The 17145-nt window shown below is 51.8% G+C and carries 10 protein-coding genes and 2 tRNA genes; 3 read left to right on the forward strand and 9 right to left on the reverse strand.

The features are described 5' to 3' along the window. Position 1 precedes the first annotated feature (1 nt). Together BLU47_RS07625 and BLU47_RS07630 are read right to left on the reverse strand one after the other, a co-directional pair. Entirely contained in the window at positions 2-259 is a 258-nt protein-coding gene (locus BLU47_RS07625; RefSeq protein WP_143025501.1) for a hypothetical protein, read from the reverse strand. A 12-nt stretch (positions 260-271) separates the two neighbouring features. Then, complete coding sequence (locus BLU47_RS07630) at positions 272-1555, reverse strand: L-cysteine desulfidase family protein (RefSeq protein ID WP_091960694.1); 1284 nt, start codon at positions 1553-1555, stop codon at positions 272-274. Between the two features lie 1012 nt (positions 1556-2567). On the opposite strand from BLU47_RS07630, the gene BLU47_RS07635 reads away from it, so the two are divergent. Next, complete coding sequence (locus BLU47_RS07635; protein WP_176780497.1) at positions 2568-3545, forward strand: DUF4421 family protein; 978 nt, start codon at positions 2568-2570, stop codon at positions 3543-3545. Between the two features lie 68 nt (positions 3546-3613). Here the strand turns inward: BLU47_RS07635 and BLU47_RS07640 are convergent. After that, positions 3614-3686, reverse strand: a tRNA-Pro gene (locus BLU47_RS07640). A 60-nt stretch (positions 3687-3746) separates the two neighbouring features. Continuing rightward, positions 3747-4934, reverse strand: coding sequence for a serine palmitoyltransferase (locus BLU47_RS07645; RefSeq protein WP_091960699.1), 1188 nt, complete (start codon positions 4932-4934; stop codon positions 3747-3749). A gap of 158 nt (positions 4935-5092) precedes the next feature. Between BLU47_RS07645 and BLU47_RS07650 the strand changes: the two genes are divergently transcribed. Beyond that, positions 5093-6142, forward strand: coding sequence for a diacylglycerol/lipid kinase family protein (locus BLU47_RS07650; protein ID WP_091960702.1), 1050 nt, complete (start codon positions 5093-5095; stop codon positions 6140-6142). 220 nt (positions 6143-6362) lie between these two features. Further along, positions 6363-6434 (forward strand) — tRNA-Cys (locus BLU47_RS07655). Positions 6435-6506: 72 nt separating this feature from the next. On the opposite strand, the gene BLU47_RS07660 is transcribed toward BLU47_RS07655, so the two are convergent. Genes BLU47_RS07660 through gltB form a run of 5 tightly spaced genes read right to left on the reverse strand, consistent with a single transcriptional unit; the run spans position 6507 to position 16911 of the window. After that, complete coding sequence (locus tag BLU47_RS07660; RefSeq protein WP_091961046.1) at positions 6507-8723, reverse strand: glutamine synthetase III family protein; 2217 nt, start codon at positions 8721-8723, stop codon at positions 6507-6509. A gap of 58 nt (positions 8724-8781) precedes the next feature. After that, the gene (locus BLU47_RS07665) at positions 8782-10017 is read right to left on the reverse strand and encodes an LL-diaminopimelate aminotransferase (RefSeq protein WP_091960705.1); all 1236 of its coding nucleotides are present in this window, start codon (positions 10015-10017) and stop codon (positions 8782-8784) included. A 36-nt stretch (positions 10018-10053) separates the two neighbouring features. Continuing rightward, positions 10054-10929 (reverse strand): diaminopimelate epimerase, encoded by an 876-nt coding sequence (gene dapF / locus BLU47_RS07670; protein ID WP_091960707.1) that lies wholly within the window; start codon positions 10927-10929, stop codon positions 10054-10056. Between the two features lie 13 nt (positions 10930-10942). Further along, entirely contained in the window at positions 10943-12334 is a 1392-nt protein-coding gene (locus tag BLU47_RS07675; RefSeq protein WP_091960710.1) for a glutamate synthase subunit beta, read from the reverse strand. 35 nt (positions 12335-12369) lie between these two features. Continuing rightward, on the reverse strand, positions 12370-16911 hold the full coding sequence (gltB, locus tag BLU47_RS07680; RefSeq protein ID WP_091960713.1) for a glutamate synthase large subunit: 4542 nt from the start codon (positions 16909-16911) through the stop codon (positions 12370-12372). Positions 16912-17145 lie beyond the last annotated feature (234 nt).

Here is a 17145-nt window from a genome sequence, read left to right on the forward strand (position 1 = left end):
TTTAAATTTTGATAATATTCATAGAATCCAGGAAAATGATGATGAGCGCAATAGGTACAATCCAGCGCAGGATGAACAGATAGACCACTGTCACCATGTGTGAACCCTGATACCTGGCCTTGGGCACAAACCATCCCGTGACCACGAAATAGAAACTCATGATCATCATCACCGACAGGATGGTGGTCCAGGCGAACCACTGCCACCGGTTAGAGCCGCTCAACGCTCGGAAAGCCCCATATGATGAAAAAGAACCCATTGTTATCGTTTTTTAGTCTTTGGATGTCATGATGTTTAGTATCATCTCGTCGGTCTTGGTCATCGCGTCAGCACCGATACTCGTCAGGTTATGAATGCTCTTGTCCACATCGTCGTCAACGATGCCTTCCGACGAAGTGACACACTTGCCTTCCATAGCCAGCAGCGCCGACAGCAAGGCTGTAGAAACACCAGAGGTAATCTTCAACGAGCACGATGGCTTGGCACCGTCGCATATCATTCCCGTCAGGTTGGCGACCATGTTTTTCACCGACGCACAGATACGGTTGTAGTCGCCGCCCATCAGATAAGTGATGCCGCAACTGCTGCCGATACTGGCGACCACACAGCCGCAGAGTGCCGAGAGTTTTCCCAGCGACTGCTTGATGTAGATGGCTGTCAGATGACTAAGCATCAAGGCTCGTATAAGTTCCTCTTCGGTATTCTCGTTTTCCTTGGCATAGACACATACGGGATTGGTGGCACAGATGCCCTGGTTGCCGCTGCCGCTGTTCGACATCACCGGAATCATCGCACCACCCATACGCGCATCACAAGCCGATGCCGTCCGGGAGATGATGTGGCAATAGATGCTGTCGCCGAAGATGCCCTTCGACAGCGGACGCTCGATGCTCTTGCCGAGATTATGGCCGTAGTTGCCTTTCAGCGCCTCGCGTGCCGCATTCATATTATAGGTACGCGTCTCCATGATGAAACTGATCTCTTCTAATGGAGCAGAAGTGGAGAAATCATACACCAGACGAAGGTTCAATGGCACATCGTCGGCATCGCCGCTCACCGCTAACCGCTCACCGCTAACGACTTCACTTTTCATGCACGCCTCCTCCACAAACCGTGTGTGTCCTCCGGCAATGACGGCAGAAGCCTGCTTGTCGCCTGAAGTGCAGATGATTTCCACATACAACTTCTCGCTGATGCCCTCCTTCTGTTTGATGGTGATACGGTTCTCGGCAATATATTGCTTTCCAGCTTCGAGCGTCTCGGGTGTCAAGTCCTTAAGCACCTCCAACTGATAGTCGCTCTTGCCGATGAGAGCTCCTAAGGCAATGGCGATGGGCAAACCCAGCATACCCGTTCCGGGAATACCAACCCCCATCGCATTTTTCAGGATATTGGGGCTCAGCAATGCTTCTATCTTGTCGGGGCGGCAACCCAGTTTCTCGGTGGCTTTCGCCGTACACAATGCCACGCACATCGGCTCTGTGCAGCCAATGGCAGGCACCACTTCGCGGTGTACCATTGCAATGATACGCTCTCTTAACGCTTTGTCCATCATACCTATCTACTTGATTATGATATTTGATGGGACAAATATAGCGAATAATCGGCATATAACAAAAAAAAGGCCTGTAAAAATTTTATAACTTGGCTTAATGGCTGTAGGTAGACAAATAGACGGCTTTAGGCGAATATCCAGATGCCTAAAGCCGTCTTAATGTAAAAATGAAGATATTGACCTCCCCAAAATCGTGAGTTAACTCAAATCATCCTTCGAGTTAATTCAATCGATAAAACGAGTTAACTCATCCTATTTTTGAGTATGATGAAACTGGAAGCAAGAAAAAGGGGGAAATCTTGCTTCTTGCGTTTCTCCGAAAGTAATTTCAATTACTCCGAATAGAAATTTAATTTCTCCGAAAGTAACGAAAATTTCTTTCGGAGAAATAGGAATTTCGATTTTACCCTCACACCCTAACCTTTTTGCGTCAAACCACGATGTACAGGGCGTTTGGGCATGTGAGGGACAAAGGATTCTCCCTCACGTCTCCCTAACGTTTTTGCCTCTGGAGGGTCACATTTTGCAATTCTGAGGCTCAAAATGTAATAGGTTACCCAGAATGTGAGGGAGACGTGAGGGAGAATGAAAAAGGGTAACGTGGTTCAAACGCCCTGTACATCGGCATTTGAGAGGGATGACGTTAGGGTGTGAGGGTAAAATCGAAAAAACTTTTTTTCTGATGCAAATAAGGAACGCTTATTCTCCAATAAGGTACCCTTATTACGAAATAGCCCAAGGTTATTTTCCCATAACCTTGGGTATTAATAGTAGCCGGGAGTCCGTAGGCTTCGGACTCTCAGTCCGACCCGTTCGGACTGGCAGTCCGTCGGGACGGACTAATGAGACGCAGGGACTACTCGACAGGAGGTGCAAAGACAAATTAAAATGGGGGTGGTGTTATGTTTTTATCATTTTAATTTTGATTTTTACGGATTTTGTTGTATTTTTGGTCCCAGAAATGCAAACAAAAAGAATGATAAATGGAAATGGCAGTGTTTTTTCTTATGTCATGAACAAAAAGTTTTTCTCACTCTGCCTCTTCTCGGTACTGGCCTTTCATCAGGTCGGCGCCCAGAACATCTTCCACCGTTTGGATGAAATGATGACAAGAAGGTATCGTAAGGGTAACATCGACACTGCATACATCATACGCCCTGAAACGAAGTGGACCATCAAGGCTCGACTGAACGTATCGGGAGCGAAGATAGAAACGGAGGGCATCGAGAACGGACAGCACTTCAAGTCAGAGATGGAGGCGCAGAGAAAAACGACTATCAGTTTAGGTGTCAGCTATTTAGGTCTCTCTGTCAGCGCATCACTTAACCCTGCCCAACTGGCAGGCAAATACAGCGATTACGAACTGAGCATCAACAGCTACGGCCGACGCTTCGGCTTCGATGTCGTCTATCAGGACGCTCATAACTTCAAAGGATGGCACGACCAAGAGGGTATGGAGCGTATAGAGCTGCCCGACGACAAACTGAAGGTGAAGACGCTGAACCTAAATGCCTTCTACGTCTTCAACAGTAGGAGATTCTCCTATCCCGCAGCCTTCTCGCAGAGCTATATCCAACGCCAGTCGGCAGGCAGTGTCCTGCTGGCTGTCTCAGGCATGGGACAACGGGCTGAACTAGACTGGGAGAACCAGATGCGCCTGAAGATTACCAACCTGAGCATCGGTGCAGGCTATGGCTATAACTATGTGCCCGGTCAGGGGTGGCTGCTACATATCTCCGCCCTACCCACCTTCATCGTCTACCACAACACATCGATAACCTACGGCGACGTCGACATTCCTCTGCGCTACCACTTCCCTGAGGTCATCATCACGGGTCGCGGTGCTGTGGTGCGCCAGTGGGGCAATAAGTTCATCGGCATGTCGATGGTGTTCAACTTCACCAACAACGGCAACGAGAAGACGATGGCACTGCACAACATGAAATGGAACATCCGAACCTTCTTCGGTGTACGGTTGGGCAAGAAATAAGAACCTGACAGGATAAAATAAGAAAAGTCCGCTAACACTGAATGCTTAGCGGACTTTTTCAGCTTTTGTCGGGGCGACAGGACTCGAACCTGCGACAGCCTGGTCCCAAACCAGGAACGCTACCAACTGCGCTACGCCCCGAATTTGCGGCTGCAAAGGTACGCATTTTTTGCGACCCTTGCAAATTTTTCCGCAATATTTTTACTTAATAATACCTTGTTCTACGAATATTTTCTTCAAGGCAACCACCGAACGGTCAACCTGCTCCTTGGTATGAGTAGCCATGAGGGCATAACGTACCAGTGTATCCTGAGGAGCACATGCAGGCGGAATAACGGGGTTGATGAATACACCGGCCTTGAAGGCAAGTGCCGTCACGAGGAAGGTCTTCTCAACATCACGAACATAGAGCGGGATGATGGGGCTCTCGGTGTCGCCAATCTCAAATCCTTCTTCACGGAAGCGCTTCAAGGCATAACGGGTAACGTCCCACAAGGCCTCAATGCGCTCGGGCTCCTTCTGCAGAATGTGGAGAGCCTCCATAGCAGCGGCTGTGGCTGCAGGTGTGTTGGATGCCGAGAAGATATAGGTGCGGCAAGTATGACGCAGGAAGTTGATGGTGTCCCAGTCGGAAGCGATGAATCCACCGATGGAAGCCAAAGACTTCGAGAAGGTTCCCATGATGAGATCAACCTCGTCGGTCAGTCCGAAATGGTCGCAGACGCCACGACCGTGATCACCGAAGACGCCGATGCCATGAGCCTCGTCAACCATGATAGAACAGTTGTACTTATGCTTCAGCTCGACAATCTCAGGCAGCTTGGCCAAGTCGCCCTCCATTGAGAACACACCGTCGACAACGATGAGCTTGATAGCCTCGTAGGGCAACTTCTGGAGCACGCGCTCCAAGTCTTCCATGTCGTTGTGCTTGTAGTGCAACTGCTTGGCAAAAGACAAACGACGACCGTCCACAATACTTGCATGGTCACGATCGTCGCAGATGATGTAGTCGTCCTTGCCAACGACCATCGCCAACACGCCCTGATTGACAGAGAAGCCTGTCGAGAAACAGAGGCAGTCGTCTTTATGGATAAATTCTGAAATTTCTTTCTCTAACTGCACGTGCAGGTCAAGCGTACCATTGAGGAAACGGCTTCCTGCGCAACCAGAACCATATTTGTCGAGTGCAGCCTTGGCAGCATCGATGATACGTTGGTCGCCGGTAAGACCGGTGTATGCGTTAGATCCGAACATCAATACTTTGTGTCCGCCCATTTCCACCTCGGTACCTTGTTTGCCCTCGATAGCACGGAAATAAGGATACACATCAGCCTCCATATACTTCTGAGGCTCACGATAATGTTTGTATTTTTCTTGTAATTGTCCCATATCGATATAGGTGTAGTTTTCAACTACTAATTAGTTTCAGCTTGCAAAGTTACACATTTTAATTAAAAAAGTGCACAAAAATTGAGATAAATCATCATTTGCATCAAATTTCTTTCGTTTTTGGGGCGGATTTCGTCTTTATTTTGTATTTTTGCATCATGACGAATGAGAAAAAGCAGATAACTTTCATCATCAACCCGATATCTGGCACACAGAAAAAAGACGAGATTCCGCCTTTAATCGAAGAATTGCTGGACAAATCGCAGTTTGATGTCGACCTGCGCATCACCGAATATGCCGGACATGCGGCAGAACTGGCGCGCCAGTGTGCAGCCGACGGCGTTGACATCGTCGTAGCTGTAGGCGGCGACGGAACGGTGAACGAGGTGGCTCGCTCGCTGGTGCATACGCAGACCGCACTGGGCATCATACCCTGCGGATCGGGCAACGGACTGGCGCGCCATCTGTGCATTCCCATTGACATCCGCAAGGCACTCACCCTCATCAACGAGTGCCGCATCGAAGCTTTCGACTACGGCGTCATCAACGGACTGCCCTTCTTCTGTACGTGCGGCATGGGGTTCGACGCCTTCATCTCGCTGAAGTTCGCCGAAGCGGGCAAGCGCGGACCAATCACCTATATCGAGAACGTGCTGAAGGAAGGACTGCGATACCGTCCTGAGACTTATGAGATTATAGACGACACGGGAACGATGAACTACAAGGCATTCCTGATTGCCTGTGCCAACGCGTCGCAATATGGCAACAACGCCTATATAGCACCAGGTGCCACGATGAAGGACGGAAAAATGGATGTCATCATCATGGAACCCTTTGACGCCCTGGAGGCGCCACAGATTGCTGCCGACCTGTTCATGAAGACGCTGGGCAACAATTCGAAGATCAAGACCTTCCGCACCGACCGCATCCATATCAGGCGCCAACAGCCCGGAGCCATCCATTACGACGGCGATCCCATCATGACCGGAACCGACATTGACGTCAGCATCGAACCGCTGGGCATCCGCATCGTCACTAATCCCGATGCACCCGAGGACACCTCACAGCCCAACCAGATGCTCAACGCATTCAGCGATTTCTTTAATAATATAAATAATGTACGTGAAGACATTCGCGGCGACATTGAAAAGAGCGGGCGCAAGATACAAGCCATCAACAAAGTGCTGCTCCGTAAGTTGCGCTCCTAATCCCCTACCCTCATTCCTATGCAAGTCATCATCGTCGTCCTGATTCTTCTGATTGCCGTCTGCTATGCCTTATGGCGCACTGTCGGTACGCTGAAAGGTAAGAATAATCCTTGTGACGGTTGTGAAATGAAAAAAAACTGCCAAAAATTTTGCCAGTTCAAATAAATGTATTAATTTTGCATCCGCTTAACAAGAGTTGGTGTACTGACACCATGCACTCGGTGCCTTGGATGAGTGGCTTAGTCAACGGTCTGCAAAACCGTCTACGGCGGTTCGAATCCGCCAGGCACCTCGAAGCAAAATCGGGAATCCCTTTAAACAAAGGAGTTCCCGATTTCTTTTTGCCGGTGCTCTATCCGCTTGGTTAGCGGATAAAGAGCAACTCACGATACTTGGGCAACGGCCACAAGGCGTCGTCGACAATCAGTTCCAGCTTGTCAATCTCATAGCGGATGATGTCAAACTTGGGTTCTACCTCGTCGTGATAAGCAATGGCCTTCTGATGTTCATCGGCAATCTTGTTAGCCTTTTTACGGGCCTCCACCAGTTCTTCAACCTCCTTTTCGATGGTACTGGTTCGCTCGGCAATCTCCTGGATAATCTTCTTATTACGAGCCGAGAGCTTGTCAGCCGTTTCGATGGGGAAGACAACAGCCATGTTGCCGATATTCTGCAGCAGCTGTGTCTGATAGCGAGTGGCAACAGGGATGATGTGGTTCATCGAGAGGTCACCGAGCACACGCGCTTCAATCTGTATCTTCTTGGTGTAGGTTTCCCACTTCACCTCATTGCGCGCCTCCAGTTCCTTCTTGGTCATCACGCCAAGGCTCTCGAACATCTGGATACTGCTGTCGTCCAAGTAACGCTCAAAGATTTTCGGACAAGACTTCTCGACGTCGAGACCGCGTCGGGTAGCCTCTTCCACCCACTCGTCAGAATAGCCGTTACCATCGAAACGGATGGGCTTGCAAGTCTTGATATCATCACGCAAGACTTCGATGATGGCGTGGAAAACGGCTGAGTGTCCGGAACCCTTCAGTTTCTGCTCCAACTCGGGAATACGGGCATCGACACGCTTCTTGAAGTCAACCAGTGCTTCTGCGACGGCACTGTTCAGCGCAATCATGGCAGAGGCACAGTTGGCCTCAGAACCTACGGCACGGAACTCGAAGCGGTTGCCTGTGAAGGCGAATGGTGAGGTGCGGTTGCGGTCGGTATTGTCGATAAAGAGTTCGGGAATCTCGGGAATATCCATCTTCATTCCCTGCTTTCCTGCCATAGCGAGGATATCGCTGACGTCAGCCTTCTCGATGTGGTCGAGCAATTCGCTGACCTGCTTACCGAGGAAGGACGAGATGATGGCTGGCGGTGCCTCGTTGGCGCCCAGACGATGAGCGTTGGTAGCCGACATGATGCTGGCCTTCAGCAGTCCGTTATGACGATAAACACCCATCAGTGTTTCGACGATGAAGGTAGCGAAGCGCAGGTTCTGCTCGGGCGTCTTGCCTGGCGCATGCAGCAGGACACCGTTATCCGTAGAGAGTGACCAGTTGTTGTGTTTTCCCGAGCCGTTGATACCATCGAAGGGCTTCTCATGAAGCAGTACGCGGAAGCCGTGTTTGCGTGCAACCCGTTTCATCACAGACATCAGCAGCATGTTATGGTCGACAGCCAGGTTGGTTTCCTCGAAGATAGGAGCTAACTCAAACTGGTTGGGAGCCACCTCGTTATGACGTGTCTTACAAGGGACGCCCAGTTCGAGAGCTGTGATTTCCAGTTCACGCATGAAGGCTGCGACACGCTCGGGGATAGCACCGAAATAGTGGTCGTCCATCTGCTGGTTCTTGGCAGAGTCGTGCCCCATCAGCGTGCGACCGGTGAGCAACAGGTCAGGACGGGCAGAGTAAAGGCCTTCGTCGACGAGGAAATATTCCTGTTCCCAGCCGAGGTTTGAGGTAACCTTCTTGACTTCCGGATCGAAATAATGACACACTTCCGTTGCGGCCACGTTGACAGCATGCAGGGCACGCAGCAGCGGAGCCTTGTAGTCGAGTGCCTCGCCGGTGTAACTGATGAATACGGTCGGGATGCACAGTGTGTCGTCGATGATAAACACTGGCGACGTGGGATCCCAGGCCGAGTAGCCGCGGGCTTCGAAAGTGGAACGAATACCACCGCTGGGGAACGACGAGGCATCGGGTTCCTGCTGAACGAGCAACTTGCCGCTGAACTCCTCGACCATGCCGCCCTTGCCGTCGTGCTCGATGAAGGAGTCATGCTTCTCGGCAGTGCCCTCGGTCAGCGGCTGGAACCAGTGGGTATAGTGCGTCACGCCATTCTCCGTAGCCCACTGCTTCATGCCGGCAGCAACGGCGTCTGCCACGTCGCGGTCGAGGCGTGCACCGCTGTCCATCACGTCAATCATCTTCTCGTACACGTCCTTGGACAGGTACTTATACATTTTCTCACGGTTGAAGACCTTCTTGCCAAAATACGATGCGGGTCTCTCACTAGGTGTTTTTACGTCGAGCGGCTTCTTCTTGAAAGCATCACCGACAACCTGAAATCTTAATGTTTCCATCATGTTAATTTACAATTGGATAATTTACTATTTGACAATTTATTTTGCGATTTACAATTTATTTATTGGACCATTCTTTGATGCGCTTTAGTGCTTCCTCGGTGCGGTCATGACTGCCGAAGGCGGTGAAGCGCACGTAGCCCTCGCCGCTGGGACCGAATCCTACACCCGGCGTACAGACGACATTGGCTCCGTAGAGCAGTGCCTCGAAGAACTGCCATGAGGTAGTGCCGTCGGGCGTGCGCATCCAGATGTAGGGGGCATTTTCGCCACCATAGCACTCGTAGCCGAGCTTTCGCAATACATCGAGCATGTGGGCTGCGTTCTGCATATAGTAGTCGATGGTCTGCTGCACCTGCTGCTTGCCTTCCGGCGAGTAGATGGCTTCGGCAGCGCGCTGGGAGATATAGCTGGTGCCGTTGAACTTGGTGCACTGACGGCGCAGCCACAGCTGGTTTAGGGAAATCCGTTCGCCCTCAAAAGTCGATACGCTAACATCCTTAGGCACGATGGTATAGCCGCAGCGGACACCTGTAAATCCTGCCGTCTTGGAGAACGAGCGGAACTCGACGGCACACTTGCGGGCACCGCGAATCTCGTAGATGCTGTGCGGAATATCGGGGTCTTGGATATAAGCCTGATAAGCAGCATCAAACAGGATGAGGGCATCGTTCTTCAAAGCGTAGTTCACCCACTTGCGCAGTTCCTGCTTGCTGATGACCGTACCCGTCGGGTTGTTAGGGAAACAGAGGTAGATGACGTCGACCGGACGGCCCTTAGGCAGTTCGGGAACAAAGCCGTTCTCAGCCGTCGTGGGCATATATCTCACGTTGCTCCAGCGACCGTCACGATAAGTGCCGCAGCGACCTATCATCACGTTCGAGTCGATGTAGACAGGATAGATGGGATCGGTGACGCCGATGAAGTTATCCCAGTGCAGCAACTCCTGGAAGTTGCCCGTGTCACTCTTGGCTCCGTCGTTGATGAAGACCTCGTCGAGACTGAGGCGCACGCCGCGCGGTGCAAAGTCGTTCTTCACGATAGCTTCACGCAGGAATTCGTATCCTTGCTCGGGTCCATAACCTCTGAATCCGTCAGCTGTTGCCATCTCGTCGACGGCCTTATGCATCGCCTCGACGACGGCAGGACAGAGCGGCTGTGTGACATCACCGATACCGAGCGAGATGACGTCGGCCTTGGGGTGCATCACCTTGAAGGCATTGACCTTCTTGGCAATGTCAGCGAACAAGTAGTTGTTCTGCAGGTTCAAAAAATGTATGTTTACTAATGCCATGATAATTTACAATTGGACTATTTACTATTTGACAATTTATTGATCAATTGATTGATGGGGCAATGCTGCTTCACCGTCGAAGACAAAGTCGGCAGGACCGGTCATATAAACGCGGTTATCGCACTCGCGCCATTCGATTTGCAGCGAACCACCATCCATCAAAATGGTGCTCTGGCGCCCAGCACGTTCACTCAGACATGCAGCCACAGCAGTGGCACAGGCTCCCGTACCGCAAGCCATCGTAATGCCGCTGCCCCGTTCCCAGACGCGAACACGAAAGGTTCCCTCTACGGCTCCCGAGGGGACTCCTGTCGTTTCCATGGTGTCTCCCGTGGTGGACGGAAGGGGGGTCACAAACTCGATATTACAACGCTGCGGGAATGCCGGATGTTTTTCCAATTTAGGACCTGTCGTGCCCACTTGGTCCACATCGTCAGTGAAGACAACGAAGTGCGGATTGCCCATCGAGACAAACGTCCCCTCGCCCACTTTCCGCGAGGCGACATATAGCGAGCTATCCTCCAGCACGGGCTCACCCATATCAACGGTGACTGAGGCGACCTTGTTATCGGTCAGATGCAGTTGAAGGGTCTTGATGCCCGAGAGTGTCAGCAGGCGAATCTCGGTCTTGTCCGTGAGTCCTCGCTCAAAGAGGTATTTCCCAATACACCTGGATGCATTGCCACACATCATGGCTTCACTCCCGTCGGCATTGAAGATACGCATAGAATAATCGGCCTCGGGAACAGGCGATTTCCCGATCAGCACCAGACCGTCGCTGCCTATGCCTTTGTGGCGGTCGCTCCATGCGATAGCAGCAGCCGAGGGGTCGGCAATGGGGTGCTGCATAACGTTGACGTAGATGTAGTCGTTGCCACAGCCGTGCATCTTGGTAAAGGGAATCTTTTTCATAGGGCGTATCGGGCTAATAGGAATTTTTGGACAGATAGTTGTTAACCTGCTGGGCTGTCTGACGACCGCTGGCCATCGCACGGACAACGAGCGAGGCACCATTGGCACTGTCGCCGCAGACGAAGACGTTCTTAGGATACTCGGGATGCTCGGGTTTGAGGAAACCCATAGCCAGCAGACAGAGCTCGGCCTTGATAATCTCGGGCTTGCCCTTCTCGACCATCATCGGACGACCTCCGGTAGGATTGGGTTCCCAGTCTATTTCTTGCACTTTAACACCGGTCAGCTTGCCGTTCTCGCCGAGGAATTCCAACGTGTTGATGTTCCAACGGCGCGTGCAGCCTTCTTCGTGCGATGAAGTGGTCTTGAGGGTGCGAGGCCAATTGGGCCAGGGGTTCTGCGGGTCCTCTGGTCCTTCCACAGGACGGGGCATAATCTCAATCTGGGTAACGCTCTTGCACCCCTGACGATGAGCCGTACCGATGCAGTCGGAACCAGTGTCGCCGCCACCTATCACCAGCACGTCTTTCCCCTTGGCAGTGATGCGATCATCCTTACTAAACTCGATGCCTGCCAGCACGCGGTTCTGCTGTGCAAGCAGTTCGAGGGCGAAATGTACTCCCTGCAGTTCACGGCCAGGGGCACGGAGGTCACGCGCCGTTGGCGTACCAGTGGCGATGACGACGGCGGCAAAGTCGCGGGCTAGGGTTTCTAGATTAACTAGATTGTCTAGATTGTCTAGATTGTCTAGATTAATAGCACAGCCGTATTTAAATTCGATGCCCTCGCCCTCGAGCAGCGCGATACGCCGGTCGATGACGGCCTTGTTGAGCTTGAAGTTAGGGATGCCGTAGCGCAGCAGACCGCCTGCGGCCTCGTTCTTCTCGAACACGGTGACGGTATAGCCCATCAGGTTCAGGTCGTTGGCTGTAACCAGTCCGGCAGGACCAGCTCCAATCACTGCCACCTTCTTTCCATTGCGCTGGATGTCGGTATGCGGCTGGATGTAACCCTCGCGGAAAGCTGCCTCCGTGATTGCACACTCGTCTTCGCGGTTGGTGGTAGGCTCGTGGTTGAAACGATTGAGCACGCAGGCCTTCTCGCACAAGGCTGGACAGATGCGACCAGTGAACTCGGGGAAGGGATTAGTGCTGTTAAGCAACTTGTAAGCCAACTCCCAGTCGCCTTTATAGAGGGCGTCGTTCCACTCCGGGGCTTTGTTGCCCAGTGGACAAGCCCAGTGGCAGAAGGGTACGCCGCAGTCCATGCAGCGACTTGCCTGCAGTTTACGTTCGCGGGTGTTGAGCGTCTGCTCCACCTCGCCAAAGTCGTGGATTCTATCGTGAATCGGACGGTAGCCCGCCTCTTGGCGGTGTATCTCTAAAAATGCTTTTGGATTTCCCATTTCAATTTACTATTTGACAATTTACTATTTATTATTTAATAGTCGCGCTGGATGTCGGCAATCTTCTCATGCAGGCGTGCCATCTTCTCTTCTTCAAGCACACGTTTGTACTCGATAGGAACGACCTGGATGAAGTCCTCGATGTAGCGGTGCCAGTCGTCGAGCATCCGTCCGGCAAGGACTGAGCCTGTGTGCAGGTAGTGCTGACGAATCAACTCCAGCAGTTCCTTGCGCGACACGGAGTCCTCGACTAGCGAGAGCTCGACCATATCCATGTTACAGAAGTAATCGAATGTATGGTCAGGATCGTACACATAAGCCACGCCACCACTCATACCTGCGGCAAAGTTGCGACCTGTCTTTCCGAGAACAACCACGCGACCGCCTGTCATGTATTCGCAGCAGTGATCGCCAGCACCCTCGATGACAGCAATGGCACCCGAGTTGCGCACACCAAAGCGCTCTCCCACCTTACCATTGATATACAGCTCACCTGAGGTAGCACCATACAAGCCAGTGTTACCCGCGATGATGTTCTCTTCGGCCTTGAAGTCGATGCTGCGACGGGTTGGCGGCAGGATGGATATGCGACCGCCAGAGAGGCCCTTGCCAAAATAGTCGTTAGTCTCACCTTCCAGTCGGATGTCAACACCCTTCACGGCAAAGGCACCGAAGCTCTGACCAGCCGAGCCTTTGAACTTAATCTTGATCGTTCCATCAGGCAGACCTTCCTCGCCATATTTCTTGGCGATAACACCCGAGAGCATTGTGCCTAGTGCACGGTCAGTATTCTTGACGGCATAGTCGAGTGTCACCTCTTCCTGCTCGTTGATGGCCTTTTGGGCGGCACGGATGATTTCCTCATCCTTCACGCCCGTCACCTTAGTGTAGGCACCACGGTCCCAGTAGAGGGCCTTATCCGTCTCAGGCTTATGTAGCAGTCGTCCGAAGTCGATGGTCTGCCATTTCTCAGCGGCAGCCAATTTTTCACTTTTCACTTTTAACTTTTCACTTATTTCGATGAGCTCCGTATGACCAATAATCTCCTTCAGCGAGTGTACTCCGATCTCTGCGAGATACTCGCGCACCTGCTGAGCCAGGAAGGTGAAGTAGTTGACCACATACTCAGCGCGCCCTTCAAAGTGTTTACGCAACTCCGGATTCTGCGTTGCCACACCCATCGGACAAGTATTGGTATTACACTTACGCATCATGACACAACCCAGCACGATAAGAGGCAGCGTGCCAAACGAGAACTCGTCGGCGCCCAGCATCGCCATGATGATGACGTCTTTGGCGGTCTTCAACTGACCGTCGGTCTGCAGGCGCACCTGGTTGCGCAAGCCGTTCATCACCAGTGTCTGCTGCGTCTCGGCAAGTCCTATCTCGGGCGAGATACCGGCAAAGCGCATCGAACTGGCAGGCGAAGCACCCGTGCCTCCCTCTGCACCTGAGATGACAATGAGGTCAGCCTTAGCCTTAGCCACACCGGCAGCGATAGTGCCTACCCCACTCTCGGCTACGAGTTTCACACTGACGGCAGCCGTAGGATTGATATTCTTCAGGTCGAAGATGAGCTGTGCCAGGTCTTCAATACTATAGATATCATGATGAGGTGGCGGCGAGATGAGCGAGATGCCGGGAATGGCATTACGCGTCTTTGCAATGATGTCGTTCACCTTGAATCCGGGCAGTTGTCCACCCTCACCAGGTTTCGCACCCTGTGCCACCTTGATCTGTATCTCCTCAGCGTTGACCAGGTATTCAGCTGTCACGCCAAAACGTCCTGATGCAATCTGCTTGGTCTTTGAACTCAGGCTTACGCCATCCACCTCCGTGTGGTAGCGGGCATTATCCTCACCACCCTCACCAGTGTTGCTACGTGCACCCAGTTTGTTCATTGCCAGCGCCAGTGCCTCGTGAGCCTCGATACTCAAGGCTCCGAACGACATTGCACCTGTTACGAAATGCTTGACGATGCTCTCCACGGGTTCGACAGACTCTCCCCCTGCCCCTTCCTGTGTAGGGAGGGGAGTAGATGCCTTCTTAAAGGTGAGGAAGTCGCGGAGGAAGATAGGAGATTCTTTCTCATCGACAAGCTTTGACCACTCCTTAAACTTCTCGTACGAGCCTTGCCGACAAGCCAGTTGCAGTTTCGCAATCGTCTCCGGGTTCCACGCATGCTTGATGCCGTCCTTGCGCCACGAGAACTGCCCATGGTTAGGAAGGTAACTACTCCCCTCACTCATAGGGAGGGGCTGGGGGTGGGTCTTCATTCGGATGGCATCGCGGGCAATCTCCTTCAGTCCGATACCGCCAATGGTGCTCACCTCGGTACCGAAGTAGCGGCGCAGCAGGTCCTCACTCAGTCCGATACTCTCGAAAATCTTCGCACCACGATAGGAACGGATGGTCGAGATGCCCATTTTCGACATAATCTTCTTCAAGCCCTTGTCTACCGCCTTGATGTAATGAGCTTCAGCCGTGGCATACTCCTCCTGAATCTTGCCGCGCTTCACCAGATCGTCGAGGATAGCGAAGGTCATATAAGGACACAGGGCACTTGCACCATAGCCCAGCAACAGGGCAGCATGCATCACCTCGCGAATCTCACCGCTCTCCACGATGAGAGCAGTCTGTACTCGCTTGCCCACGCTGATGAGATAGTGGTGGACAGCGCTGACAGCCAGCAGACTCGGAATAGCAGCGTGCGTCTCGTCAAGGTCGCGATCGCTCAGAATGATGTAGTTAACCCCCTCATCAACACTTTCTTCTGCCTTCTTGCAGAGGTCTTCGAGGGCCTGGCGAAGTCCGCTCTCACCTTGTGCTATTTCAAAGAGAATGGGCAGTTTCTTCGTCTTGAATCCCTTGTAGCGGATGTTGCATAATATATCGAGTTGTGTGTTGGTCAGTACGGGTTGCGGCAAGCGCACCATCTTACAGTTAGAAGCGTCGGGCGTCAGGATGTTGGTTCCTACAGCACCGATATACTCTGTGAGCGACATCACCAACTCCTCGCGTATCGGGTCGATGGCGGGATTGGTGACCTGTGCAAACTGTTGACGGAAATAGTTGAAAAACACCTGTGGACGGTCGCTAATCACAGCCAACGGGGTGTCGTTACCCATTGCAGCAACAGGTTCCTGTCCGGCTGTAGCCATAGGAATGATGGTTTTGTCGATATCCTCTTGTCCGTAGCCGAACTGCACCAGTTTGGACTGCAAGTCGCTCACGCTGTTGTCTACCTTACGGCCGCTCTTCAGCTTCTCCAACTGAACGCGGTTCTCAGAGAGCCACTCGCGATAAGGATGTGCCTTGGCCAGCTTCTCCTTGATCTCGCCGTCGTAGTAAATCTTACCTTCCTGCGTGTCTATGAGAAGTATCTTACCAGGTTGCAGGCGTCCCTTGCTGACGACGTCGCCTGGCTCGAAGTCCATAACGCCAACCTCGCTAGCAACCACCATCATCCCCTGCTTCGTAATCGTGTAGCGGCTGGGGCGCAGACCGTTTCTGTCCAGCATTCCTCCCGCATAGCGACCGTCGCTGAAGAGCAGTGCAGCGGGACCGTCCCAAGGCTCCATTAATATAGAGTGATACTCGTAGAACGCCTTCAAGTCCTCGCTGATGGGGTTCTTGTCGTTAAAGCTCTCAGGTACCAGAATAGCCATTGCCTGAGGCAGTGAGAGACCACTCATCATCAGAAATTCAAATACGTTATCGAGGCTTGCACTATCACTCATCCCTTCCTGAACAATCGGTCGCAGATCCTTGATGTCGCCCAGTGCCTCGCTCGAGAGCACACTCTCACGTGCCTTCATCCAGCCGCGGTTACCTCGAATGGTGTTTATCTCACCGTTATGAGCTAACAAGCGGAAGGGCTGGGCAAGTTTCCATTTAGGGAATGTGTTGGTTGAAAATCTAGAGTGCACCAGCGCCAATCCGCTTGTAAAGTAGTCACTTGACAGGTCAGGGAAATAGCGTCGCAACTGTCCGCTGGTCAGCATACCCTTATAGATGATGTTCTTGCTCGACAGTGAGCACAGGTAGAAGTCCTCGTCAGCGATACGGTTTTCGATACGCTTGCGAACCTTATATAATATACGGTCAAACACGGGAACACGCTCTTCGCTCACGCCCGTTACGAAAATCTGCTTGATGTCAGGTTCTACCTCACGGGCAGCCACACCCAATACCTCAGGGTTTGTAGGCACCGTGCGCAAATGCATCAGCGTCAGACCCTCGCGCTCAATCTCTTCTATCATCACGCTCAGAATCTGCTGCTGTGCCCGCTCATCCTTAGGCAGGAACACCAAACCCGTGCCGTATTTCCCTTTCTCAGGAACGGGAATACCCTGCAACAGAATAAACTCGTGAGGAATCTGAAGCATAATTCCGGCACCGTCACCCGTCTTGTCGCGCGTTTCGGCACCACGATGTTCCATATTCTCCAATACACGCAAAGCCTGATCCACCAGTTCGTGACTCTTGCCTCCGTGTATATTCACTATCATACCCACACCGCATGCGTCATGCTCATACTGTGGTTGATAAAGTCCGTTTAGCTTACTTTTTGTCATATTATCCCAGTTAAATCTTTCTTTTGTTTCGATTTCGAGTGCAAAGATAAATCAAAAAGTTAGTAAAACAATCATTTTTGTGACAATATTTTGTTTTAGATTTGTGTACTAATTACGTTTTGATAAGAAAAAGTCATGATTTACGTCAAAACGTAAGCAGAACGACCTGTTTAAAGGATGTATACTTTACACATTGTCAATTTCGTAAAATTTCTTCGCTTAAATTTGGAAATA

This window comes from Prevotella sp. tc2-28, assembly GCF_900107705.1.
GTDB lineage: Bacteria > Bacteroidota > Bacteroidia > Bacteroidales > Bacteroidaceae > Prevotella.